This window comes from Mesorhizobium sp. P160219, from assembly GCF_057786095.1.
On the sequence record NZ_JBYNWG010000001.1, the window covers coordinates 4,876,263 to 4,899,983 of the forward strand.

The 23,721-nt window shown below is 62.7% G+C and carries 20 protein-coding genes and 2 tRNA genes; 4 read left to right on the top strand and 18 right to left on the bottom strand.

Going from position 1 to position 23,721, the window contains the following annotated elements:
- Positions 1-35: 35 nt before the first annotated feature.
- The 5 genes from AC3EMP_RS23740 to AC3EMP_RS23760 form a co-directional block, all read right to left on the bottom strand.
- Positions 36-860: a tetratricopeptide repeat protein gene (locus tag AC3EMP_RS23740; protein ID WP_352711503.1), complete on the bottom strand. Its 825-nt coding sequence runs from the start codon at positions 858-860 to the stop codon at positions 36-38.
- Positions 847-2,571: a dihydroxy-acid dehydratase gene (gene ilvD, locus AC3EMP_RS23745; RefSeq protein ID WP_352842687.1), complete on the bottom strand. Its 1,725-nt coding sequence runs from the start codon at positions 2,569-2,571 to the stop codon at positions 847-849. Before ilvD ends, AC3EMP_RS23740 begins: the two co-directional genes overlap by 14 nt.
- A gap of 289 nt (positions 2,572-2,860) precedes the next feature.
- Positions 2,861-4,093, bottom strand: coding sequence for an OmpP1/FadL family transporter (locus tag AC3EMP_RS23750; protein WP_023815403.1), 1,233 nt, complete (start codon positions 4,091-4,093; stop codon positions 2,861-2,863).
- Positions 4,094-4,451: 358 nt separating this feature from the next.
- Positions 4,452-7,235 (bottom strand): valine--tRNA ligase, encoded by a 2,784-nt coding sequence (locus AC3EMP_RS23755; RefSeq protein WP_488494683.1) that lies wholly within the window; start codon positions 7,233-7,235, stop codon positions 4,452-4,454.
- 268 nt (positions 7,236-7,503) lie between these two features.
- The gene (locus tag AC3EMP_RS23760; RefSeq protein WP_023825722.1) at positions 7,504-8,400 is read right to left on the bottom strand and encodes a PopZ family protein; all 897 of its coding nucleotides are present in this window, start codon (positions 8,398-8,400) and stop codon (positions 7,504-7,506) included.
- Between AC3EMP_RS23760 and AC3EMP_RS23765 the strand changes: the two genes are divergently transcribed.
- Complete coding sequence (locus tag AC3EMP_RS23765; protein ID WP_352711570.1) at positions 8,342-8,713, top strand: hypothetical protein; 372 nt, start codon at positions 8,342-8,344, stop codon at positions 8,711-8,713. The two genes, AC3EMP_RS23760 and AC3EMP_RS23765, sit on opposite strands and share 59 nt — an antisense overlap.
- Before the next feature lie 15 nt (positions 8,714-8,728).
- Here the strand turns inward: AC3EMP_RS23765 and AC3EMP_RS23770 are convergent, their stop codons facing one another.
- From AC3EMP_RS23770 to AC3EMP_RS23785, 4 genes are all read right to left on the bottom strand, one after another.
- Entirely contained in the window at positions 8,729-10,114 is a 1,386-nt protein-coding gene (locus tag AC3EMP_RS23770) for a TolC family outer membrane protein (RefSeq protein WP_352653686.1), read from the bottom strand.
- A gap of 185 nt (positions 10,115-10,299) precedes the next feature.
- The gene (locus tag AC3EMP_RS23775; RefSeq protein WP_023667707.1) at positions 10,300-10,974 is read right to left on the bottom strand and encodes a protein-L-isoaspartate O-methyltransferase family protein; all 675 of its coding nucleotides are present in this window, start codon (positions 10,972-10,974) and stop codon (positions 10,300-10,302) included.
- 103 nt (positions 10,975-11,077) lie between these two features.
- Positions 11,078-11,151 (bottom strand) — tRNA-Cys (locus AC3EMP_RS23780).
- Between the two features lie 335 nt (positions 11,152-11,486).
- Entirely contained in the window at positions 11,487-11,747 is a 261-nt protein-coding gene (locus AC3EMP_RS23785; protein WP_023667708.1) for a PGPGW domain-containing protein, read from the bottom strand.
- Positions 11,748-11,978: 231 nt separating this feature from the next.
- Between AC3EMP_RS23785 and AC3EMP_RS23790 the strand changes: the two genes are divergently transcribed.
- From AC3EMP_RS23790 to dhaL, 3 genes are all read left to right on the top strand, one after another.
- Positions 11,979-12,053 (top strand) — tRNA-Asn (locus tag AC3EMP_RS23790).
- 207 nt (positions 12,054-12,260) lie between these two features.
- Positions 12,261-13,268: a dihydroxyacetone kinase subunit DhaK gene (locus AC3EMP_RS23795; protein ID WP_023667709.1), complete on the top strand. Its 1,008-nt coding sequence runs from the start codon at positions 12,261-12,263 to the stop codon at positions 13,266-13,268.
- A gap of 24 nt (positions 13,269-13,292) precedes the next feature.
- Positions 13,293-13,934 carry a dihydroxyacetone kinase subunit DhaL gene (dhaL, locus tag AC3EMP_RS23800; protein ID WP_023744772.1) on the top strand — a complete coding sequence of 214 codons (642 nt, stop codon included), beginning with the start codon at positions 13,293-13,295 and terminating at the stop codon, positions 13,932-13,934.
- A 15-nt stretch (positions 13,935-13,949) separates the two neighbouring features.
- On the opposite strand, the gene derI is transcribed toward dhaL, so the two are convergent.
- From derI to AC3EMP_RS23845, 9 genes are all read right to left on the bottom strand, one after another.
- Positions 13,950-14,387, bottom strand: coding sequence for a D-erythrulose-4-phosphate isomerase (gene derI, locus AC3EMP_RS23805; protein ID WP_023672592.1), 438 nt, complete (start codon positions 14,385-14,387; stop codon positions 13,950-13,952).
- Between the two features lie 26 nt (positions 14,388-14,413).
- Positions 14,414-15,181, bottom strand: a complete 768-nt coding sequence (locus AC3EMP_RS23810; RefSeq protein WP_023823023.1) for a triose-phosphate isomerase — start codon at positions 15,179-15,181, stop codon at positions 14,414-14,416.
- Between the two features lie 76 nt (positions 15,182-15,257).
- Positions 15,258-16,196: a sugar phosphate isomerase/epimerase family protein gene (locus AC3EMP_RS23815; protein ID WP_023710712.1), complete on the bottom strand. Its 939-nt coding sequence runs from the start codon at positions 16,194-16,196 to the stop codon at positions 15,258-15,260.
- A complete protein-coding gene (locus AC3EMP_RS23820; protein WP_023672595.1) occupies positions 16,196-17,713 on the bottom strand; it encodes a glycerol-3-phosphate dehydrogenase in 1,518 nt (505 codons plus the stop codon). The genes AC3EMP_RS23815 and AC3EMP_RS23820 overlap by 1 nt, the downstream gene beginning before the upstream one ends.
- On the bottom strand, positions 17,710-19,269 hold the full coding sequence (locus tag AC3EMP_RS23825; RefSeq protein ID WP_352514111.1) for an FGGY-family carbohydrate kinase: 1,560 nt from the start codon (positions 19,267-19,269) through the stop codon (positions 17,710-17,712). Before AC3EMP_RS23825 ends, AC3EMP_RS23820 begins: the two co-directional genes overlap by 4 nt.
- Before the next feature lie 111 nt (positions 19,270-19,380).
- Positions 19,381-20,322 (bottom strand): D-ribose ABC transporter substrate-binding protein, encoded by a 942-nt coding sequence (locus AC3EMP_RS23830; protein WP_081726801.1) that lies wholly within the window; start codon positions 20,320-20,322, stop codon positions 19,381-19,383.
- A 39-nt stretch (positions 20,323-20,361) separates the two neighbouring features.
- A complete protein-coding gene (locus AC3EMP_RS23835) occupies positions 20,362-21,495 on the bottom strand; it encodes an ABC transporter permease (RefSeq protein WP_023672598.1) in 1,134 nt (377 codons plus the stop codon).
- Between the two features lie 25 nt (positions 21,496-21,520).
- Positions 21,521-23,059, bottom strand: a complete 1,539-nt coding sequence (locus AC3EMP_RS23840) for a sugar ABC transporter ATP-binding protein (protein ID WP_023818099.1) — start codon at positions 23,057-23,059, stop codon at positions 21,521-21,523.
- A complete protein-coding gene (locus AC3EMP_RS23845; RefSeq protein ID WP_023672600.1) occupies positions 23,056-23,703 on the bottom strand; it encodes a DUF2291 family protein in 648 nt (215 codons plus the stop codon). The genes AC3EMP_RS23840 and AC3EMP_RS23845 overlap by 4 nt, the downstream gene beginning before the upstream one ends.
- Positions 23,704-23,721 lie beyond the last annotated feature (18 nt).

Sequence of the window (23,721 nt, forward strand, 5' to 3'; positions counted from 1 at the left end):
GCTAATCTCCCCCCTTGAGGGGGAGATTGGCAATTTCACTGGTCGTCACCACCCTTGGTGAGAATATCGTCGGCAAGCGAAATCGCCGTGCGGCGGTCGGCTTCGCCGGCGGCGGCAAATGCCTCTTCCTGCATGCCGCGGATCCACGGCTGGTCGCTCGGCGAGGCGCGTTCGAGCGCGGCGGTCATCATGGCCAGCCCGCGCACGATCTTGCCGCTCTGGAACAGAAGATTGCCGAGCGTCGCCTGGGCGCCGGCATGGCCTTTTTCGGCGGCGAGTTGGAACCAGCGGCCGGCCTGCTTGACGCTGGCCTTGACGCCGCCCTCGCCCTTCAAAAACATCTGGCCCATCTCGAACTGAGCGTTCGGGTTGCGGTAATTGGCGGCCGCGCGCATGTAATATTCCTGCGCCGCGACCTCGTTTTCCTCGACCGGGCTGCCGGGGATGCCTGTCCGGAGATAGTCGCCCAGCGCCACCAGCGCGTCGGAGACATAGCTTTCCTCCGGCGATCCCGGCTCGACATCCTGATCGACGATCTCGGAGAAGAATTTGAAGGCCGCATAGTCGTCGCGCGTCACGCCGTCGCCTTCGGCGTACATGCGCGCGAGCTTCCAGGTGGCGCCGATCTGGCCGTTCTCGGCGGCGTATTTATAGGCCTCGACCGCCTGTTCCTTGTGGCCGCTCTTGTAAGCGGAGAAGCCGAACTGGAACACGGCCCATGGGCTCGATTGCGGCTTCACGCCGGTCTTGTCGTCGAACACCTTGTCGTCGAAGGCCATGGCCTGGCCTACGGCGCCAAAGATCGCAGCAGCGACCAGTGCCGGAAGGACAGACGACCTCAACAACTCAGATATCCGCATAGCAATGTGTTTCTTTGGCACCGCCCGGATGGGTGACCGCGCCGTCGCGGGCAGGCCCTACCGTCTGTGCGTATTTCCAAATCGCGCCCGACTGATAGTCGGTCGTGCGCGCCTTCCAGGCCTTCGCCCGCGTTGCCAGTTCGGCATCGGACAAATCGACCGCGATCGTGCCTTTGGTTGCATCGATCGAGATCACATCGCCGTCTTTCAAGAGCCCGATCGGGCCGCCCACGGCTGCTTCGGGCCCGACATGGCCGATGCAGAACCCGCGCGTCGCGCCCGAAAAACGGCCGTCGGTGATGAGAGCGACCTTGCCGCCCATGCCCTGGCCGTAGAGAGCCGCCGTCGTCGACAGCATCTCGCGCATGCCCGGACCGCCGCGCGGACCTTCGTAGCGGATGACGAGAACCTCGCCTTCCCGGTAGTTGCGGTGCGTGACCGCCTCGAAACATTCCTCTTCCGAATCGAAACAGCGTGCCGGACCTGAGAATTTCAGCTCCGTCATGCCCGCGACCTTCACGATCGCGCCTTCGGGGGCAAGGTTGCCCTTCAAGCCCACGACACCGCCGGTTTGGGTGATTGGTCGGTTGGCGGGACGGACCACATCCTGGCTATCATTCCAGGCAACATGCTCCATGTTTTCGGCCAAAGTACGGCCAGTCACCGTCAGGCAATCGCCATGCAGATAGCCATGGTCGAGCAGCGTCTTCATCAAGAGCGGAATGCCGCCGGCCTCGAACATGTCCTTGGCGACATATTTGCCGCCGGGCATCAGGTCGGCGATGTAAGGCGTCTTCTCGAAAATCGCGGCGACGTCGAAGAGGTCGAACTTTATCCCGGCCTCGTGCGCAATGGCCGGCAGATGCAGCGCCGCATTGGTCGAGCCGCCGGTTGCCGAAACCACGGTCGCCGCATTCTCCAGCGCCTTCAGCGTGACGATGTCGCGCGGCCGGATGTTCTTGGCGATCAGCTCCATGATCTTTTCGCCGGAGGCAAAATTGAAGCGGTCGCGCATCTCGTAAGGCGCCGGCGCGCCGCAGGAGTACGGCAGCGCCAGGCCGATCGCCTCGGCGACGGTGGCCATGGTGTTGGCGGTGAACTGGGCCCCGCAGGAGCCGGCGGACGGGCACGCCGCCTGCTCGATCTCGAGCAGTTCGGCATCGCTGACCGTGCCGACCGAATGCTGGCCGACCGCCTCGAACACGTCCTGCACAGTGATCTGGCGGCCGCGATAGGAGCCCGGCAGGATCGAGCCGCCATAGATGAAGATCGACGGCACGTTGAGCCGCACCATAGCCATCATCATGCCGGGCAGCGACTTGTCGCAGCCGGCAAGGCCGACCAGCGCGTCGTAGCAATGGCCGCGGATGGTGAGTTCGACCGAATCGGCGATGACCTCGCGCGACACCAGCGACGACTTCATGCCCTGGTGGCCCATGGCGATGCCATCGGTGACGGTGATGGTGCAGAATTCGCGCGGCGTGCCGCTGGCGGCGGCGACGCCCTTCTTGACCACTTGCGCCTGGCGCATCAGCGAGATGTTGCAAGGCGCCGCCTCGTTCCAGCAGGATGCGACGCCGACCAGCGGCTGTGCGATCTCGGCCGCCGACAGGCCCATGGCATAGAGATACGAACGGTGCGGCGCACGCGCCGGACCGACGGTCACATGGCGGCTAGGGAGCTTAGCCTTGGAAACGACTTTGGCGTCCATTCTCTTCCTTGCCGCGGGCGGTGCGGCCTGCCTCATCGCCGAGCCTTCTGACGCGTGTCCCGAGACGAATTCGAGGTGCGCCGGGTTTATGGCGGGAAATGGGCAATTTCTTCGGGCGGGGCTGTAGCGCGGGGGTTGGTCGGGAACTGTTGCCAAAACGTCACAATTACGAGAGGTGAAAGTGATGCGACGGATTTGCAACGCTGGCCCTTGCCGATCCGATCTGACGCTAACCGCGCAAACAAAAAGGCCGAGCGCTACCCGGCCTTTTGTTTTTATTTCCAAAGACTTAGAACTTAATTTTAACGCCACCAGAAATAGCTGTGACCAGATCGTTGCCGAAATCATAGCTGGAGTCTTCGCCAGCAACATAACCATTCTCTCCGGCCAATGTGCCGGAATGGCCGCTGGTCAGCACGCCGACCGCACCGCCCAAGCGAACTTCAACGTTTGGGGTCGGTGTATAGGCGACGCCGCCACCCAACGTCCAAGTGTCGGTCTGCGCACCGTAGCCATGCGAAGTTCCCCTATCCCAAGCTAGCTGACCGGCAGCACTCCACTGATCGTTGAACTTGTGACCAATACCGCCCGAAACAGTCCAGCCATCACGATACATCAGATCGAGCGACGTCACTTGACCCGGACCGTTCGTGAAACACACCGCTGGGGGAGCGAGGCCGGTCGGGCAGATTGGAACACTTTGCAGCACACTCCAGTTCACCCACTTGATCGAACCGAAGGCTAGCCAGCCTGGAGCGATACCCGACTGCAATTTCAACTCCAAGGAATCAGGCATGTACTGCGTGGAGCCGTAGATGGGCCTGACGATGGTCCCTCCCAAGCCATCCGGCAAAGTTAGCGAGCCAGAGATATTGTCGAGCTTAACCTGTGAATTGTAGACCAGACTCGCGCGCAGCGCGATGTCGGGGATTTCGTAAGCAACGCCAGCGCGCCAGCCCCAACCGCTGGTCTCCAGGTCGACACGACCTGTCAACGCCGGAAGGAGGTTCACTAGGCTTTCCTTGAAGCCCGAGATATCCTGATAGAACACGCCACCGATAAAACGGAGCTGACCCTTACCGGCATCAAACTTGTATGAGCAGGTGCCGGCGTAGTTGTTGCTCTTGATATCGGTTTCTGTATTGGAAAACGCACCGTTCCAAGCGGCACCCGGCGCAGTGTGGGCACCCCAAGGCTGCGAATAGTCGACCATGCAGTCGACACCCTGCACAACCTGAACTTTCATTCCGATACGCGGCACCCAATAGCCCTCGGCACCATCGGCCGAAGTGCCCAGGCCAAGGTCTTGCTTCGCTGGACCGAGGGCATTCTTGTACTTGCGATCCGGCATCACATAAGTCGCTTCGGCTTCCGTCGCGAACGGCGAGGCATCGAACAGCAGATCGATATCGTAGCCGCCGCGCTCCAGGCCGCCGGCACGCGCCGGATGCATCGCGGAACCGATCAAAGCCAGCGAAAAACACCCCGCCCCCAGCAGTGTTTTCAAACGCAAATTGTTCATGGATGTCCTCCCCGAAATACTAGTGCGTCAAGCTAGAACCAATTCGGGTTAACGGCGCAACAATGAATTCACATAGCGTACATGTACACTCTTGCGGACCGCATTTCGAACACAGTGGCGGCCTGGCCGGTAGGTTCGAAAATGACCATTTGGGCGGCAGACTGGGGAACAAATCAGAAAAAACCGCTCAAAACGGCACCAAAACCGGCTATTTTGCTGGCATTCGGCCCCATTGTTACATTATGGCAACAATGGGGTCGAAACTTTCCGTTTACGTCAATATTAACGCAACGGAACGCCTATTTTTCGAGCAAAAGAACCTTCGCGAAGCGCTGCAAGCGTCTCGCGAATCCGGCCGTCAACCGGCGTCGCGCACCCTGGTCAGCGCCACCGAAAGCTTCTCCTGCTGATCGCGGTATTCGTCGAGTTTTTCGCGCTCGGCCGCGACGATCTCTTCCGGCGCGCTGGCGACGAATCTTTCGTTCGACAGCTTCTTGTGCAGCCGCGCGATTTCCTCGGTCACCTTGGCCAGTTCCTTCTGCAGCCGCGCCGCCTCGGCGGAGAGATCGATCAGGCTGCCGAGCGGCAGGCAGATCGTCGCCTCGTTGAGCACGATCTGGGCCGAGCCCTTGGGTGCGGCATCCTGCAGCGAGATGTCGCCGACCCGCGCCAGCCGCTTGATGGCGGACGCATGGCGTTCCAGCCTCTGGTAAGTCTCGGCGCTGGCGCCGACCACCACCAGCGGCGCGATCGCCGCCGGCGGCACGTTCATTTCAGAGCGCACGGAGCGAATACCGGAGACCAGATCGACCAGCCAGTTGATGTCGGCGGCTGCATCGGCGTCCTCGAAGTCGGGCGACGGCCAGGCGGCGTGGCACAGCAGCGTTGCGCGCGTCCTGCCCTCACCTGCCGTCTGCGCCCACAGCTCCTCCGTCATGAACGGCATCATGGGGTGAAGCAGCTTGTAGATCTCGTCGAGCACGAAGGCGACGCAGGCGCGGCTTTCGGCTTTGGCCGCCTCGTCAGTGCCCATGAACACCGGCTTGAGCAGTTCGAGATACCAGTCGCAGAACAGGTTCCAGACGAAGCGGTAGGCAGCCGCTGCCGCCTCGTTGAAGCGGTATGAGGTGATGCCCTCGGTGATCGCGTGCGACGCCCGGGTCAATTCGGTCAGGATCCAGCGGTTGACCGGCAACTTGGCGTCGTTCAGCCAAAAATCGTCATTGCGCGCGACCTCGTTCATCTCGGCAAAGCGTGTCGCGTTCCACAGCTTGGTGCCGAAATTGCGGTAGCCGGCGATGCGCGCCGGATCGAGTTTCACGTCGCGCCCCTGCGCCGCCATCACCGTCAGCGTGAAGCGCAGTGCATCGGCGCCAAACTCGTCGATGAGGTCGAGCGGATCGATGACGTTGCCTTTCGATTTCGACATCTTCTGCCCGTTCTTGTCGCGCACCAGCGCATGCACATAGACGGTGTGGAACGGCTCCTCGTGCATGAAATGCAGGCCCATCATCATCATCCGGGCGACCCAGAAGAAGATGATGTCGAAACCGGTCACCAGCACGTCGGTCTGGTAATAGGTCTTCAGCTCCGGCGTGTGATCCGGCCAGCCCAGTGTCGAGAACGGCCACAGTGCGGACGAGAACCAGGTGTCGAGCACATCCTCGTCGCGGCTCAGGATTTCGCCCGGCTTGAAGGTCTCGAGCTTGTCCTCGACCCAGGCCTTCCACGGGCCTTCCAGCGCCAGATAATATTCAATCGCGGCGCCCAGCGCCTCTTCCTCGGTCTTCTCGACGAAGACGCGGCCGTCCGGCCCGTACCAGGCCGGGATCTGATGACCCCACCACAGCTGGCGTGAAATACACCAGGGCTGAATGTTCTCCATCCAGTCAAAATAGGTCTTTTCCCAGTTCTTCGGCACGAAGTTGGTACGGCCTTCACGCACCGATGCGATCGCCGGCTTGGCGAGCTCGGCGGCGTTTGCATACCACTGCTCGGTCAGAAACGGCTCGATCGGCACGCCGCCGCGGTCGCCATGCGGCACGGCGTGGCGGTGCGGCTCGATCTTGTCGAGGAAGCCGCCGGTCTCCATCAGCTCGACGATTTTCTTGCGCGCGACGAAACGGTCGAGACCGTCGAGCTCGTCCCAGACGGCCTGACGCTCCGGCGTCACGTCGAGCCCGGCGAGAAAATCCTCATTATCCCTGAGCGTTATTGCCGCCTCGATGGTCAGGATGTTGATCGCCGGCAGCTTGTGGCGCTTGCCGACCTCGAAATCGTTGAAGTCGTGCGCCGGCGTGATCTTGACCGCGCCGGAACCCTTTTCCGGGTCGGAATACTCGTCAGCCACAACCGGGATTTTCCGGCCGACGATCGGCAGCACGACATTTTTCCCGACCAGATGCCGGTAGCGCTCGTCGTCCGGGTGCACGGCAACCGCCGTATCGCCAAGCATCGTCTCGGGCCGTGTCGTCGCCACGGTAATGAAGGTCGCCGAATTTTCCGGATCGAAAGTCTCGCCTTCGATCGGATAGCGGAAGTGCCAGAGATTGCCGTTGATCTCCTGGGGCTCGACCTCCAGGTCGGAGATCGCCGTCAACAGCTTCGGGTCCCAGTTCACAAGGCGCTTGTCCTTGTAGATCAGCCCTTCCTTGTAGAGGCTGACGAATACTTCGAGCACGGCCTTGGACAGGCCTTCATCCATGGTAAAACGTTCGCGCGACCAGTCCGCCGAGGCGCCGAGCCGCTTCAGCTGGTTGAAGATGGCGCCGCCGGACTCGGCCTTCCACTCCCAGACCTTCTCGATGAACTGCTCGCGGGTGAGATCGCGGCGATGGATCTGCTCCTCCATCAGCTGGCGCTCGACCACCATCTGGGTGGCGATGCCGGCATGGTCCATGCCCGGCTGCCACAGCACGTTCTTGCCGCGCATGCGCTCGAAGCGCACGAGTATGTCCTGTAGCGTGTTGTTGAGTGCGTGGCCCATATGCAGCGAGCCGGTGACGTTGGGCGGCGGGATGACGATGGTGAAGGCCTCCGCCCCCTCCTCGGCGCCGGCGCCGGCGCGAAATGCGTCCGCCTCTTCCCAGATTTTGGCGATCCTGGGCTCGACGGTCTTGGCGTCGTAGGTCTTTTCAAGCATGGGAAAGTGGTCCGCGCGGTCGGGAGTTTTGCTGACCCGGTGTAAATCGGAAGGTTTTGGCCAAGTCAACCGCGAGGGCGGCCTCAGTCCTTCAACGCAATAGGCGGGGCCCTGGTCATTTCAACGGGAAGGCCATACCCGTCACCTTCATCGTCAGCGATCCCGACGGCAACCTGATCGCGTTCGCGACATCGGCCGGAAGCTGAGATGGAGCGAGAAAGCACGGCCTGAAGGCGGCGCCTTAATCCGGAACGGGCTGTGGTGATGCCTACTGCGCGCCGCGCGCGACGCGCTCGATTTCTTCGCGTACCAGGCGCTCGACCAGCGTCGGCAGATTGTTGTCCAGCCAGTCCTGCAACATCGGCCGCAGCATCTCCTCGGCCATCTCGTCGAAGGTCTTCTTGCTGCGGCTGGCGAAGGCGTCGGAGAGCTCGCCGAAGGCGGCTGCGACCTGCCGTCCCGTATGTTCCGAAACGATCGCCGACCGAACCGGAGTTGTATCGGCCGGGCGCGCGCGCTCGCCGCTCGAAGGACGAGGCTCGAAAGCCGGCTCGGCAGCGAGATCGTCCTCGAAAGCCTCGACCTCCGCGATTGCTGCCTGCCGATTTTCAGTCTCCGGCTGCCTGATCTCCGGCTGCCTGATCTCGGGCCGCCGTACTGTGTCAGCCGGTTTTGCCTGATTGCCAACGGACGCGATTTCGCGGCGCCAATCCGTGACGATCGAGTCGGTGGTTTCCGCCTTTGCCCGCACTGCAGCTTCTGCCCTGACGGCGGGAGCTGGCTCACTGGCTATCCTGGCGCTTACTTCCGCCAATGTCATCGGAGCATGCGCGGGTGGCGCGGCGGTCGTGGCATTTGCCGCAATGGCCGGCTTCACTGGCGACGGCTCGGAGCGCGGCTCCAGCCGCGCAACCACCGGCTCGGCCAGTTGGGCCTGCACCTCGGCCAGCGTCACCGGCTTCTTGCTTTCGGTCGAGCTGTGCAATTCGCTGCGGAAGGCCTCAACATCCGAAACAGGCCCGGCGGCCGGCACAAGGTCCTGGCGCAACTCATCGGCGTCGCCCGGCAGCTTGCGGCCGGTGTCGCTGTCTTCGATGATCCTCCTGATGGAAGCCAGTATTTCTTCCATGGAAGGTTCGCGCTGTGCGCTGCTTGCCGTCGCCATCGTCACATCCGCCGCCCCCGCGCATGATCCCGAAAATCGATCTTCGATTTTCGAAGAGGATCAGGCGCAAAATCAAAGTTCTACAGCCTCCTTTGCGCATCCATCGGACGCGTGGCGCTGTAGTGACCCGTTCCTGGATTCCTGTCCGGCAAAGCCGGATACGAATCATGGCGACAGCGTAGCCGACGGATCGCCATCCGAGAATCCCCAATCTCGGAAGACGCCGGATTTCAACAATTTAGGCTACAAAAGACAAACGCCGCGCATCCATGGGAAGCGCGGCGTGAAATGCTTCAACCCTGGCGGGACTTGAGCCGCCCAGGTGGGCTCAACGACCGTCCGGCGTACGCAGCCCGATCCATTTGTCCTTGACGGCTCTGTAGTGCTCTTCAGGCTTGTACTTCACCACATTCAACGCCAGGCGATCGGCCGACAGGCGGCCCATGGCCGACAGGATGGCGTAGCTCGCTACAACCACATCGCGCTCGGAGCTGGCGAGGTCGATCTTTGCCGAGATGACGGCGTTCTGGGCATTCAACACGTCGAGCGTGGTGCGCTGTCCGACATTGCGCTCCTCGATGACGCCGTTGAGCGCCAACTGTGCGGCCGCGATCACCTGCCGATTAGCGTCGACGCTTTCACGCGCTGCGATGTATTGCGTCCATGCCGAGGTCACGGCCTGGCGCACCGAGTCACGGCTGACATCCACCTCGATGCGAGCCTGGCTGAGCGATTCCTTCGACTGACGAACGAGTGCGGAGGTACGGCCGCCCGAATAGATCGGAACGGTCAGCGTCGCGCCGACGGTGGCGGCATTGGAATCGCCGTCCGAATCCCCCGCGCCAGGTACGGTATTTTGATAGGCATGGGAAAGGCCGGCACTGGCAGTCAACTGCGGCAGCAACGCACCCTCCTGCGTCTTTACATCAAATCCGGCTGCATCGACGGAATGTAGGGCGGCCAGGATGGCCGGATGCTCGTTCGATGCAATGCCGATCGCCGCCTCGAGACTCCTCGGCAACAGCTTCGCCAACGGCGACGCGGCCTTGAGCTTGCCCGGCTCGTCACCGACGATCTGATGATAGGTTGCCGCACTGGCCAGAGCCTGCGCACGGGCAGCACTCAATTGCGCCACCGCGGCTGAACGCGACGCGTCGGCCTGCGCCACATCGGTGCGCGTGCCCTCGCCAACCTCGAAGCGCGAGCGTGCCGCGCGCGCCTGCTCGGTCAGGAACTGCAGATTCTGTTCGGTCAGCACCGCCACCTGGCGGTCGCGAATCACGTCCATATAGGCGCTCGCCGCGTTGAACAGCGTGTTCTCTTCGGTGTTGCGCAGGCCCTCGACCGAGGCCCTCACCTGTGCAGCGGCCGACGCGACCCTGTTCTTGGTCTGGAAGCCGTCGAACAGCGTCTGATCAATCCGAACGCCGAAGCTGCCGGTGGTCAATGCCAGGCTCGCGTTCCTGCCGTTCAGGTGCCTGGAGGTGTAATCGATATCAGCCGAACCAGTGATCACCGGGCGATAGCCCGACTTGGCGATCGCCACGCCCTCATCGGTGACGCGCACGCCGGCACGGGCCGAATTCAGCGAGGAATTGTTTTGGTAGGCCTTGGAAAGCGCGCCGAGAATGGTTTCCGCCGAGGCGGCTATCGGCGAAAGCGCTGTCGCGGAAATGAGGACAGTAACAAACAAACTCTTGGCTAAGGACGGCACTTTATATCCCTCATTCGTTTTGCACGGGAACCACGCCACGCCAGCCCATCCCTAGGGATCGGCCAGCGCCGCGTCGATGTATCGTTCCCCCGCTGACAGCCTCCCGAAACCCCGGTTAACCAATCAGCAACGATTGTTCAATCGCAAGCCAACATGACAGAGTCTTTGCTGCAAGGCAAAATCACTTAGAACTCGAAGGCATGAATGCGTTCAAATCCGGGTAGTGGCTTAATTGCCGCATTAAATGCCCGTCTTCCGGTTACAACCCCCCCTGCATTGAAAAAGAGCCGGGCTACGCCCGCATTGCCCTGCCCTTCCACAGCCACCAGCCGGCCGCCTTCGGCAAGCTGGTCAAGCAGCGCCGCAGGCACTTTCTCGACGCTGCCGCCGATGAGAATCACATTGTAGGGCGCCTTGGCGGCATGACCTTGCGGCAGTGGGCCGGTGACCACGGTGACGTTATCGCAGCCCTGCGCCGAAAGCGCCGCTTTGGCTGCTTCCGCCAGTGTGGTATCGCTTTCCAGCGCCACGACGGATTTGGCCAGCCTGGACAGCAGCGCCGCGGAATAACCGGTGCCGCAGCCGACATCGAGCACCGAATCGCCGGCGTCGATCTCGGCCAACTGCAAAAGCTTGGCCAGTGGCGACGGCTCCATGAGGTAGCGCGCACCGCTGCCATCGGCGCCGTCGGAGATGCGGATATCCTCGTCGATATAGGCGAGAGCCTGTTGGCCGGCCCCGACAAAGGCCTCGCGCGGCACGGCAAGCATGGCATCGAGCAATGCTGCGTCGGTCACATCGGTGGTGCGGACCTGGCCGTCGACCATCTTGACGCGAAGTTCGGAGAAATCAGCGCTCATGTCCCAACCAATCCGTCAAAAGCCAATGCGCTGAATGCGCTTGTCGCGCCGACACTGCGGCGCATTCGAACTCAAGCCCCCGGCATGCGGGAGTTGAAGCGATTGGAGGCCTCGCCCGGAATCGAACCGGGGTGCAAGGATTTGCAGTCCTCTGCGTAACCACTCCGCCACGAGGCCTCATCGCTCCCGGCGAGCGAACTCAATATGGTGGCAGCGAAAGGTCGTCAAGCGTCCGCGCGGCATTCCGGCGCGCTTTCCTCATCAGCCGCCGCAACGTGGTTCCCGAGCGATTTCAGCGCTTGGCGCACCGGCATATTGGCCGCTCCTCAAGCATGGCTGCGCGACCGGCGAAACTCGAACCCGCAGCTTTACGCAGCGGGTGCAAACTGGTTTTCACCGTAAACGCGCGGCTGACACCAGGGGCTGCCGTTCTCAAGGAGATATTCGAGGGGAAGGTCTGCGGGGGGCTGGAAGCGAAGCGTCCACTGAACCGGGACCGCGCGCCATCGCTTTCAATTTGGCCGGCGACGCCGTTCCCACCAGACGACGAACCGGCGCCGCAGGCGGCGCACCGCGGCAAATTCGTAGGAAAGCACCAAAAGGCCGAGCGGAATCATCCAGAAGCCGAGAATCGGCAGGAAACCGAGAAGGCCGAAAAACACCAGCATGATACCGATGGCGATCCTCAGCCCGCGCGAGCGCGGCATGGTGAACTCGCGCCCGAACACCGAGATTTTCCGCGCCGGTGCCTGGTTTTCGTCTGCTGCAGTCATGTCGAAAGTCGATCCGGTTGCCTTCGATAAAGCCATATGCGCTAAAGGCTGCAATCGCCTTTCAGGTTCCGCCGACCAAGGTCCGACGGCGCCCAAGACGGCTCATATGTGGTGTCATCCGGCGATTGCCAGAAACCATTGGGTGAAAATGCGCTAAAAAATGCGAAATGCTTCTTTGCAAAGCCGAAAAGGGTTTGCTATAGGCTGCGCCACTCACATGAGAGCCTCTATTCCCCGGTAGCTCAGTGGTAGAGCAACCGGCTGTTAACCGGTTGGTCGCTGGTTCGAATCCGGCCCGGGGAGCCACCGCCTTTTCTAAGCCGTGGTGCGATCTTGTACACTACAGCGCCATTGTCCGCGCACTTCGGTCCGCTTAGCTTCTGCCAGAACGGCTGGTAACAGCTACGAAGCCGATCGAGGCAGTTTGGTGGGCATCGCGCCCCTGCCCTCGCCCGAAGGCAGCCTGATAACGCCCGGTATCACCTATGAAAATACCAAATCGGGAGGACGTTGGTGCAAACCAAGAAGATCATCAATGACGGCAATCGGGCCGTCGACGAGATGCTGGAAGGCATCCTGGCTGCGCATCCCCGCCATCTCAAAGCCGTTGACGGAAGCCCGCGCTCGATCATCGCCCGCGATGGACCGCGCCAAGGCAAGGTAGGCCTCGTCATTGGTGGCGGCTCGGGCCACGAGCCGAGTTTTCTCGGCTTCGTCGGCAAGGGGCTGGCCGACGCGGCGGCGATCGGCAATGTCTTCGCCTCTCCGCCGCCCGACCCGATCCTCGAATGCGCCAAGGCGGCGAGCGGCGGCGCCGGTGTGCTGTTCATGTACGGCAACTATGCCGGCGACGTCATGAATTTCGACATGGCGGCCGAGATGGCCGCGATGGACGACATCGAGGTGCGCACGGTGCTGAGCACCGACGACGTCGCTTCCGCGCCCGTTGGTGACAGGCACAAGCGGCGCGGTGTCGCAGGGAACTTCTTCATCTTCAAGGCGGCAGGCGCCGCCTGCGACCGCATGTTGTCTTTCGATGAATGCGAACGCATTGCCGGGAAAGCCAACGACCACACCTTTACCATGGGCGTCGCATTGGCGCCCTGTTCGTTGCCGCAAACCCGCCGGCCGAATTTCGAAATCGGACCCGACGAGATGGAGATCGGCATGGGCATCCATGGCGAACCCGGCATCGCACGCGGAAAACTCAAAACGGCCGACGAGATCACCGACGAAATGTTGGACAGGATTCTCGCCGAGATGGCGCCGGCACGCGGCGAGAAGGTCGCCGTGCTGGTCAATTCGCTGGGTTCGACACCGCTGATGGAACTCTACATCATGAACCGGCGCGTGAAGCAGCGGCTTGACGATATCGGTGTATCCATTCACGCAAGCTGGGTCGGCAATTACTGCACCTCGCTCGAAATGGCCGGCGCTTCGATCACGCTGCACCACCTCGACGACGAGTTGCAAACGATGCTCGACCACCCTTGCGACTGCGCCATGTTTCGCGCCGGGTAAACTGGGGACGGCAAGGAACAACAGATGACAACAATCGACACCACCCGCCTTGCCGCGATGTTCGTTGCCATCGCCGACGCCATGTCAGCCGACCGGGACCGGTTGTGCGCGCTTGACGGGGTGATCGGCGATGCCGACCACGGCATTGCCATGGAGTTGGGATTTGCCGCGGCACGCGACGCGGTGGCCGCATTGGACGACGGGACCACCGATCCGACCATCTTGCTGAACACGGCGGCGAAGTCGTTCCTCAACGCCGTCGGCGCCTCCTCGGGCCCGCTCTATGCCACGGCATTCATGCGCGGCGCGGCCGCCGTCAAGGGCAAGGCGACGCTCGACGACGCCGACGCGGTCGCTATGTTCCAAGCGATGGCCAGAGGCATTCAGGATCGCGGCAAGGCCGAGCCTGGGGAAAAGACGATGATCGATGCGTGGGCGCCGGCCGCGACGGCTGCGGGCGAGGCACTGGCCGCCGGCAAGGGGCTGGCCGGCAGCCTCGCGGCTGCAGCCGAGGCGGCAAAGGCCGGCGCGGAGGCGACCAAGGCGATGATCGCCACCAAGGGCCGGGCCTCCCGCCTCGGCGAACGCTCGCTTGGCCATATGGATCCAGGCGCGGCGTCCGCCGTAACCGTCATCGAGGCGATGCGGATCGCCTTGACCGGCTAGGTCGGGAGCGGATCCTCAGCGCTTCGCGTCGAGCTTGTCGACAGCCTGCACGTTGGCGGCAGAGGGACCGTTCGGATCGAACTCCGAGGCCAGCCAGGCGTCGGCGATCGATTTGGCCAGTTCGGGGCCGATGACGCGCGCACCCATGGTGATGATCTGGGCATTGTTGGATTTCGCAGCGCGTTCCGCCGAATAGGTGTCGTGGGTTAGCGCGGCACGGATTCCGGGCACCTTGTTGGCCGAGATGCTGACGCCGATGCCGGTGCCGCAAAACAGGATGGCGCGGTCGTAATTGCCGTCGACAATTTCGTGGCCGACCGCAGCGGCAATATCGGCGTAGAATCCGGCCTGGCTGAGATCGACGACCTGCAGTTCTGGCTTGGTGGCGAGATGCTTGGCGATGACATCGAGCAGCGGCTTGCCGGCGCTGTCGGCTCCGAGTGCGATCTTCATGGCAATGAACTCCTTCGTTTTCGTGGTCAGCGCGCGATGGCGGCCGACGCCTTTTTGAGAATGTCGATATAGCCTTCCGCTTGCCATGCCGAGCGGCCGATGAACAGCCCATCGATACGCGGCTGGCCAATCAGTTCAGCCGCGTTGCCGGGATTGACGCTGCCGCCGTAGAGCACAAGCGGGGCGGTCGGCAACCGGGTTGCTGCGACCTGCTTGATCAGCGCCTGCTGCTTGTCGGCATAGTCGGCGCTGGCCGGAATGCCTTTCTCGCCGATCGCCCACACCGGTTCATAGGCAAAGAGTATCTCTGCCGACAACTCATTGTTTGCGAGACCCTGCAGCGCGCCCAAGACCTGCGCGGTCAGAATTTCGTCGGCGCGGCCGCCCTCGCGCTCGGCCAGCGTCTCGCCGACACAGATCAGCGGCACAAAGCCGTGCCTGACCGCCGCCGCCGTTTTCAGTCCTACGGTCCTGTCCGTCTCACCAAAATGCTCGCGGCGTTCGCTATGGCCTAGTTCGATCAGGTCGAGCCCGCAATCCCTCAGCATCACCGGCGAAATCTCGCCCGTCCAGGCACCGGCATCGGCCCAATGCATGTTCTGGGCGCCAACCTTGACGCGGGTGTTGGCGAGCGCCGCCTTGACCTGCCGCACCGCGGTGAAGGGCGGAATGACGAAAGGCTGTATCGCCGGATCGAAGCCGGGCACGAAGGCAGCCAATGCCTCGGCGAACTGCAGCGCCTCCGCCAGCGTCTTGTTCATCTTCCAGCTCGTGCCGACCCAATATGGGGCCATTCTTCTCTCCTTCGATCCGAAATTCGAATGATGCGTGTTTCCGGGTCTGCGCCGGCCTTCGGGCCGGCGGTTTGCCTCAAGCGCGAGGCTTGAGACTTTCGCGGCCGCTGTCGATGTAAGGCGCCCAGAAATCCACCGACTCACGGATCATTGCAATAACCTGATGATCGACCGGTTCCCTCTCCCGGAAGGAAAGTTCAAGGCAGATTTCATTGTCGGTTCCGCCACCCGCCCGCACGGCGTCGAGCAGCTTCTGCGGGATGATGCGGCCATCCTTGTTGTAGGCGGCGGTGAACGGCCAGTGCCCGCCCTTGTTCATCGACGATTGCTTGATGTGGATGATCGGCGATTGCAACGGGAACGCTTTCGCCCAGGCATAGGGATCAGTGTCGTCAGGATTGGGCGAGGTCACGTCGCCATGGTCGATGTCGACCATCATCTGCATCGGGATCGGCAGCTTGGCCGCATCGATGGCGCCCTGCAATTCGACGCAGCTTTCGATCGTGTGGCCAAACTCGCGGCCGACCGACATCGGTTCCCAGAAAAGGTAGGTCAGGCCCGCCGCCTTGGCGTGCTCGGCCACTTCGCGCCAGCATTCGAGCGCGATGTCGAGAAGCGCCGCGCGCCGCTGCGGATCGTCAAAATCCTTGTAGGTGAATATGGCGAACTGCGTGCCCATGCCCGACGCGCCGAGTTCGGCGGAGATGTCGGCGAAGGTCTTGAACCAATCGACATAATAGCGGCGCACATCCGCGTCCGGATGGCCGAAATGATTGAGCCGGCCATAGGGACCGGTCATACCCGAAGTGATCCGCACGCCGGTCCGCGCCAGGGCGCTGTTGAACAGGCGAACGAACTTGGCGATCGTTGCCGCCGGCCAGCCCGGATTGACGAATTCATGCGTCAGTTGCACGTCGCGGATGCCGATGCCATAGGCAATGGCGTCGATCAGATCGTCGGGATCGGCGAAGCGATTGACCAGCGGGTTGGTGTTCAGCGAAAGCGTGAAGGCCATCAGTTCACCGCCGCCATTGTCTTTGTGCACCAGTCTTCGAATGTTTTCCGCTCGGCCGCATTGATATGCAGCCCGTGTTTGGTCCGGCGTTCGAGAACGTCGGCGGCGGTCATCGCCCATTCGGTCTCGAACAGGAAGACAGCTTCGAGCTCATAGAAATCCGGGCCGAAACGACGGCCGAGATCGGCTTCGCCTTTTACGCCTTTCAGCAAGGCGCGCGTGCGCGTGCCGTAGCTGCGGGCATAGTGCTTCACCAGCGACGGGCTAAGCCACGAAAACTCGGCGTGCAGATCGCCCAGGAACTGCTCGAAATCCGCGTTGGGCAGGTCGCCTCCCGGCAGGGGAATTTTGGCTGTCCAGGCCTTCTTCATGGTCGGAAAGAAGGGCTGGATCTTTTCCAGCGCATGTTCGGACAGTTTGCGGAAGGTGGTGATCTTGCCGCCGAACACAGAAAGCAGCGGCGCGCCACCGTTCGGGGCGTCGAGTTCGAAGATGTAGTCGCGCGTCACCGCGCTCGGGTTGTCGGCATTGTCGTCATAGAGCGGCCGCACGCCCGAGAAACTGTAGACCACGTCCTGCGCGGTGAGTTGGCGCTTGAAGTAGCGGTTGACCACCTTGATCAGATAATCGATTTCGCTGGCTTCGGCCGCCACTAGCTCAGGCCTGCCTTCATAGGGTATGTCGGTGGTGCCGATCAGCGCCAGATCGTTCTCATACGGATTGACGAAAATCACCCGCTTGTCGTTGTTCTGGATCAGATAGGCCTGCCGTCCCTCCCAGAATTTTGGCACGACGATATGGCTTCCTTTTACCAGGCGAACGTTGCGGGTGGAATTCTGTCCGGCGACGCGGCTGACGATGTCATTCACCCATGGCCCGGCCGCGTTGACCAACCCGCGTGCGCGGACCCTCGTCACAGCGCCCGTGCGGCCGTCCTGCATGTCGATCGACCACAGGCCGTCTTCGCGCCAGGCAGCAATACAGGCAGTGCGAGTGAAGACTTTTGCGCCGCGCTGACTGGCATCGAGCGCATTGAGCAGCACCAGCCTGGCGTCATCGACCCAGCAGTCGGAATATTCGAAGCCACGCTTGAATTCGTCCCTGATCGGCGCCCCTTCCGGCGCCGTTCTCAGGTTCAGTGTCCTCGTTCCCGGCAGCCGCTTGCGGCCGCCAAGATGGTCGTAGAGAAACAGCCCGAGCCGCACCAGCCATGCCGGCCGGTCCTCGGGGCTGTGCGGCAGCACGAAACGCATTGGCCAGATGATGTGCGGCGCCGCCTCAAGCAGCACCTCGCGCTCGATCAGCGCTTCGCGCACCAGCCGGAACTCGTAATATTCGAGATAGCGCAGGCCGCCATGCACCAGCTTGCCGGAACGCGAGCTGGTGCCTTGCGCCAGATCGTCCTTCTCGCACAGGATGACCGACAGCCCGCGACCCGCGGCATCGCGCGCTATGCCGGCGCCGTTGACGCCACCGCCGATCACGAAGAGATCGACAATATCCGTTGTATCGCTCAAGACTTAGCTCCTGTGCGGTGCGCCATCGATTTCCACACCGGATGCAGCGCCTGACGCGCCGCGACAAAAGACGGAAACAGCGCATCGTAGGTTTGCGAAAGCGCCTCGTCATAGGCGTCGCATTCGCCCAGAAGCGGCGTCACCCATTCGGCGCAGCAATCATCCATCGAGCGATAAAAGCCGAGCCCGACCGCGGCCATCATCGCCGCACCCGCGGCACCTGCTTCTTGGCGGCTGCTGGTTCTGACCTGCGCGCGGGTTGCCGCGGCGATAATACGGCGCAGCGACGGACTGCGCGCCGCGCCGCCAGACAGGCGGATCTCGCTGGGCATGCTGCCCATGGCCTGGTAGCAATCGCGGGCCGCGAAGGCCAATCCCTCGAGAACGGCGCGCGCCAGATCGCCAAAACCGTGCTTGACCGAGAGGCCGATGAAGCCCGCGCGTGCGTCGGGGTCAACGAACGGTCCGCGTTCGCCGGCGAGCGAGATATAGGGCTGATAGACCAGCGATCCCGGCTCCGATCCTTCGACCCAGACATCGAGCGCTTTCAGCAGCTCGTCGCGCGAAGGTTTTGCGCCGCTGGCGGTCAGCACGTCGCGCGCCAGGCCAAGCAGCCAGTCGATGTTGAGCGTCGCCGCCATATTGGATTGCAGCTGCGCATAGGCGCCCGGAACCGGCATGGCGATCGTGTAGCCGGAGGCATTGTCGTTGAGGACGACATCATCAGGAGTGCGCGCTAGGCGTGTGTGGATGCCGGTCGAGCCGATGACCGTGCAGCCGACATTGCCGCTTGGATCATAGAGGCCGGCGCCGAGCGCGGTGCTGACCATGTCGACGTAGCCCAGCACCACCGGCGTGCCCGCAAGCAGGCCGGTCTCGCCTGCTGCCGACGCAGAAAGCGGATGATGGTCGGTCGTGCCTTCGAGCATGGGGGGCAGCAGGCGGCGGTGCGACGTCAGATCCAGAATGTCGAGCACCTCGTCGGAATAGCTGCGCGCGCGGAAATCGCCGAAGGTGAATGTTCCCTCCGAAGGATCGGTGGCGCGCTCGCCGGTCATCTTGAAATAGAGCCAGTCCTTGCAGTGAAAGGCAGTGGCGGCGCGCTCCAGGATTTCCGGGCTGTTTTTCTTCAGCCAGCTGAGCTGAGCGCCCTGCTGGCAGGCGTTGAGCCCGGTGCCGGTGATCTCGAACCGCGTGCGATCCCGGGAATCGCCGCGCATCTCGTCCACCAGATGTCCGGCGCGCGCATCGAGCCAGAGCCACGCGCGCCCGACCGGCATGCCGTCGCCATCGATCAGCCAGGTGCCGTCGCCCTGCCCGGTGACCGCGACGGCCGCGGTTCGCCGCGCGAGGTCTGGAATTTTCGTCGCCAGATCGAGAACGGTCAGCACCATGTCGCGCCAGGTCTGATTAAGGTCCTGTTCGGCGCCGCCGCCTTCCAGCGTGACGAAGCTGTTGGTCACCGATGCCATGGCGAGCTGCCGCCCCGATAGATCGAAAGCGACCGATTTGATCACGGACGTTCCCGCGTCGATCCCGATCAGCAGGTCTTTCATGCCGCAAGTTCCGGATGGTTATGAAGGCAAGTCACAAGGAGCAGTCTTTGTTGTCTCGAAGCCATGGAAGAGCCAGGGAGTGTCCGCGAAGGACACCCCCTGAGCAGGTTTTTATTCCGACAGCACGAAGGGTGCGGTGTACTTGTCCACATTGTCCTTGGTGATGAGCAGGCAATCGAACAGTTGCTTCTCGCTGGTGGCGCCGGTAGCGCCCGTCTTGATGAACGAGTCGGCCTGCTGCACGGCCTTGGCCGAGAAGATGGCCACCGGCTGAAGCACGGTGTACTGCAGTTCGCCGGACTTGATGGCCGCAACCGCATCCGGGGAGCCGTCAAAGCCGCCGACCTTGATGCCGGCGAGCTTGCCGGCTTCCTTCAGCGCCGCAACCGCGCCAAGCGCCATTTCGTCGTTGCCGCTGATCACCGCGATGATGTCGGGATTGGCCTGCAGCATGCTCTGCATCTTGTCGTGTCCCTGGGTACGATCCCAGTTGGCGACCTGCGAAGCGGCCTTTTCGAGATCCGGATACTGGCTCAGCACAGTCGCGTAGCCGTTCGAGCGCGTGGCGGCGTTGTTGTCCGAGGGGGCGCCGAGCAGTTCGACATACTTGCCCTTTTCACCGACCGCCTGCACCCACTGCTGGGCGCCGAGAGCCGCACCCTGGGCGTTGTTGGAGACGAGCTGTCCCTTGGCAAGACCTTCCTGGTTGATCTCGGCATTGACGAGGAAAACCGGGATGTTGGCGGCAATCGCCTTCTTCACCGCGCCGACCGAACCATCGGCATTGGCCGGGTCGAGGATGATCGCCACCGACTTGTTGGTGATGGCGGTGTCGATCAGATTGCTTTCGGTATTGGTGTCGCCCTTGTGGGCGGCGACGTTGGCTGTATAGCCAAGCTTTTCGGCTTCGGCCTTGGCGACGTTGCCTTCGGTCAGCCAGTAGGGGTTGGCCGGATCGTTGACGATGATCGAGATCAGGCCCGCGGCCGATGCGGCTGCGCTAAACCCGACCACCATCGCGGCGGCAAGCAAACTTCTAAGCACGATTTTCATGTACATTCCTCCAATGATTTTACGCGGTCTTGCTGCCAGTCAGCTGGCAGTCTTCCCTTGGGCAGGATTGGCCGGTTCGGCCTTCCCCCGTTTCTGAGAAGTCGGTTGGCCGCCCGTCGAAGCTGGAAGCTTGCTACGGCGGCGATACTGAACGGCATTGAGGAGCACGGCGAGCACGATGACGGCGCCGGTGAACACTGTCTGCCAGTAGGATGAGATGCCGATGATCACCAGACCATCGGATAGGAAGCCGATGACGAAGGCTCCGAGCAAGGTGCCGCGAATGTTGCCGCGCCCGCCGGTGAGTGCGGCGCCGCCGATGACCACGGCGGCGATGGCCGTCAGTTCGTAGGTGGTGCCGGCGGTCGGCCCGGCCGAGGTCAGCTGCGAGGACAGGATCAGGCCGGCAATGGCGGCGCAGATGCCCGACAGCACATAGACCGAAATCTGCACGGTCTTGACCGGAACGCCGGAGAGTTCGGCGGCGCGCTCATTGCCGCCCGAGGCGTAGAGCCAGCGTCCAAAGGCGGTGCGGTTCAGGACGATGCTGCCGATCAGCGCGATAACCGCCAGCACCACCACGCCGGTCGGCACGCCGAACAGGCGGTTGAAGCCGAGAGCATCGAAACCGGTGTTGCCCAACTCCGGCTTGCCGCCGAGATTGTTGTAGGTCAGGCCGCTGGTCATCAGCAGTGCCAGGCCGCGCGCCATGTACATGACGCCGAGCGTGGCGACGAAGGCCGGAACCTTGAACCGCGCGATCAGCACGCCGTTGATAAGCCCGACGGCCGCACCCAGCATGCAGGCCAGCACCGCGACCATCCAGACCGGCGGGTAGAGAACGACGCCCAGCCAGGTCAGCGTCACGCCCTGCATCAGAAACCCAGCGACGACGCCGGCAAGCCCGAGCGTCGACCCCACCGACAGGTCGATGCCGCCATTGAGGATGACCAGCAGCATGCCGACGGCGAGAATCCCGAAGATGGCGACATGCGAGGCCATGGTCAGGAAATTCGCCACCGAGAGGTAATAGGGCGACAGGATCGAGAAGACGACAATGATGACGATCAGGGCAAAGAAGGCCCGGCCTTCGAGCAGCAGCTTGGCCACGTCGAAGCCCTCGCCGCCCGCATTGGGGCTGGACTGTTTGCTGGCCTGGCTGACATCGCTCATGGGTCGGGGCTCCGAAATTCTATGGTCAGGCGACCACGGCTTCGCCGGAGGCGGCCATGATCTGCTCTTTGGTGGCGTTGGCGCCGAATTCGGCTGAAATCTTGCCGCGCCGCATCACGACGATGCGATGGGCGATGCTGAGGCACTCATTGACCTCCGAGGTCGAGAAGACGACCGCCAGGCCTTGCGCGGCACGCTCGCTGAGCAAGCGAAAGACTTCGGCCTTGGCGCCGACATCGATGCCGCGGCTCGGCTCGTCGAGAAGGATGACCTTGGGATCTGTCGTCAGCATCTTGCCGATGACGACCTTCTGCTGGTTGCCGCCCGACAGCGATCCGATCATGGCGTTGCCGCCCGCGGTCTTGATGGTCACCTTGCGGATCGAATCGTCGATCAGTGCGCGTTCCCTCGGCCGGGAGAGGAACAGGCCTTTCGCGAACGCCTCGATGCTGGCAAGCGACAGATTGCGGCCGACGGTCATGGTCTGAACCAGGCCGTCGCGCTGGCGATCCTCGGGGACCAGAACCAGACCTCGGGCGATGCGCTGGGCAATGGTCAGCCCCGAAACGTCCTCACCCTCCAGCAGCGCCCGCCCGCCCGCCATGGGCACACGGCCGGCGACGGCCTCCAGCAATTCCGTGCGGCCCGCGCCCATCAGCCCATAGATGCAGACGATCTCGCCCGCTTTGACATCCAGCGACAGATGATCGACGACGTAGCCTGAACCCGAAGCGTCGGTGACGCTGACATCCTCGATCGACAGCGCGACCTCACCAAACGCATGGCCGGTCGGCGGCGAGCCGAGGTCGAAATTCTCACCCACCATGTTGCGGACGATCCATTCGAGGTCGATGTCCTTGGCTTCGGCCGTCGCCGTGATCGCCCCGTCACGCAGCACGACGGCGTAGTCGGTGATCTGCAGCGCCTCTTCGAGGTGATGCGAGATGTAGACGATGGAGACACCGCGGCTGGTCAGATCGCGGATCACCTTGAACAGCACTTCGACCTCCGTGGCGCTCAGCGCGGAGGTCGGCTCGTCCATGATCAGGATGCGGCTGTCGACCGATAGCGCGCGTGCGATCTCGACGATCTGCTGCTGCCCCAGGCGCAGGTCCTCCACCAAGGTCATCGGATCGATGTCTTCTTCGAGGTCGGCCATCAGCGCCCGCGCTTGGCGCGACTCCTCGGCGAAGTCGAGGCCGGTTCTGGTGCGCAGTTCGCGGCCCATGAAGATGTTGTCGCGAACGCTCAGATTCGGCGCCAGGCTGAGCTCCTGGTGGATGATCGAAATGCCGCGGTCGCGCGCGTCCGAAGACGAGGAAAAGCTGACGAGATTGCCGTCGAGCACGATGTCGCCGGATGTCGGCGTGACCACGCCGGACAGGATCTTCATCAGCGTCGACTTGCCGGCGCCATTCTCTCCGAACAGGGTGGTGACCTTGCCGCGATGGATGTCGAAGTTGACGCCCTTGAGCGCGTGGACGCCGCCATACGACATGACGACATTGCGCGCCGAAAGCACGGCATCGCCAGTCGCGGGTTCTGTGCCGGCAGCCATTGTCATTTGACGTCCAGCCTCACCGGCGTGACCAGCCAGCTCTTCGGATTGACCAGCTTGAAGACGCCGACCACCGCTATTGTCTTGCCGGTCAAGTCACTGGTATCGACTTTCGCCAGCACCTCCTTCTTCATCTCGTTGTTCAGCGCCGAGCCGGCGTCCTGATACTCGATCTGGTTGGTGAACTGACCAAAGGTGATCTTGCCGGTGGCGTCGCGAAGCTCGGTGCCGTTGATCGCCGGCCCAGTCTGTACGCGGACGGTCAACGTGTCCGGCAAACCGTCGACCGCGACCTTGTAGATGCCCGATTTTCCCTCGCCGACGACGCCGGTGAACTTGACCGAGATGACCGGTCCGACTCCCGCCGGCACGCCATATTCCTTTTCGGCCGTCGCCCTGTCCTTGGCGATCGCCGTCGCCACCGTTGCGGCGTCGGCGGCACGCGCTTCGACATCGGCCTGCACCTTGGGAAATTCAGACTTGCCGTAGTCGGCGGCCGAAAACACCGCGTTGCGAACATCGCCGGCAGAGCCGATCTTGATCACCTTGGTATCGAGCGCCATGGCGCCGAGCAGAACCACAACCGCAGCGCCGGCAAGCACCCGGCGCAGGCCGGGCGAAGCTTGCCGGGCGGTGGCCTTCGCGCTCATGATGCAACCACCAGCGGT

Bases quoted from the DNA above. Each gene is read 5' to 3' on its own strand.
- AC3EMP_RS23785 (WP_023667708.1), bottom strand. From the start codon at position 11,747: ATGACTGCAGCAGACGAAAACCAGGCACCGGCGCGGAAAATCTCGGTG.
- AC3EMP_RS23835 (WP_023672598.1), bottom strand. From the start codon at position 21,495: ATGAGCGATGTCAGCCAGGCCAGCAAACAGTCCAGCCCCAATGCGGGC.
- AC3EMP_RS23765 (WP_352711570.1), top strand. From the start codon at position 8,342: ATGGAAGCCAGTATTTCTTCCATGGAAGGTTCGCGCTGTGCGCTGCTT.
- AC3EMP_RS23840 (WP_023818099.1), bottom strand. From the start codon at position 23,059: ATGACAATGGCTGCCGGCACAGAACCCGCGACTGGCGATGCCGTGCTT.
- AC3EMP_RS23830 (WP_081726801.1), bottom strand. From the start codon at position 20,322: ATGAAAATCGTGCTTAGAAGTTTGCTTGCCGCCGCGATGGTGGTCGGG.
- AC3EMP_RS23740 (WP_352711503.1), bottom strand. From the start codon at position 860: ATGCGGATATCTGAGTTGTTGAGGTCGTCTGTCCTTCCGGCACTGGTC.
- AC3EMP_RS23750 (WP_023815403.1), bottom strand. From the start codon at position 4,093: ATGAACAATTTGCGTTTGAAAACACTGCTGGGGGCGGGGTGTTTTTCG.
- derI (WP_023672592.1), bottom strand. From the start codon at position 14,387: ATGAAGATCGCACTCGGAGCCGACAGCGCCGGCAAGCCGCTGCTCGAT.
- AC3EMP_RS23825 (WP_352514111.1), bottom strand. From the start codon at position 19,269: ATGAAAGACCTGCTGATCGGGATCGACGCGGGAACGTCCGTGATCAAA.
- AC3EMP_RS23760 (WP_023825722.1), bottom strand. From the start codon at position 8,400: ATGGCGACGGCAAGCAGCGCACAGCGCGAACCTTCCATGGAAGAAATA.
- ilvD (WP_352842687.1), bottom strand. From the start codon at position 2,571: ATGGACGCCAAAGTCGTTTCCAAGGCTAAGCTCCCTAGCCGCCATGTG.
- AC3EMP_RS23815 (WP_023710712.1), bottom strand. From the start codon at position 16,196: ATGGCCTTCACGCTTTCGCTGAACACCAACCCGCTGGTCAATCGCTTC.
- AC3EMP_RS23810 (WP_023823023.1), bottom strand. From the start codon at position 15,181: ATGGCCCCATATTGGGTCGGCACGAGCTGGAAGATGAACAAGACGCTG.
- AC3EMP_RS23775 (WP_023667707.1), bottom strand. From the start codon at position 10,974: ATGAGCGCTGATTTCTCCGAACTTCGCGTCAAGATGGTCGACGGCCAG.
- AC3EMP_RS23845 (WP_023672600.1), bottom strand. From the start codon at position 23,703: ATGAGCGCGAAGGCCACCGCCCGGCAAGCTTCGCCCGGCCTGCGCCGG.
- dhaL (WP_023744772.1), top strand. From the start codon at position 13,293: ATGACAACAATCGACACCACCCGCCTTGCCGCGATGTTCGTTGCCATC.
- AC3EMP_RS23755 (WP_488494683.1), bottom strand. From the start codon at position 7,235: ATGCTTGAAAAGACCTACGACGCCAAGACCGTCGAGCCCAGGATCGCC.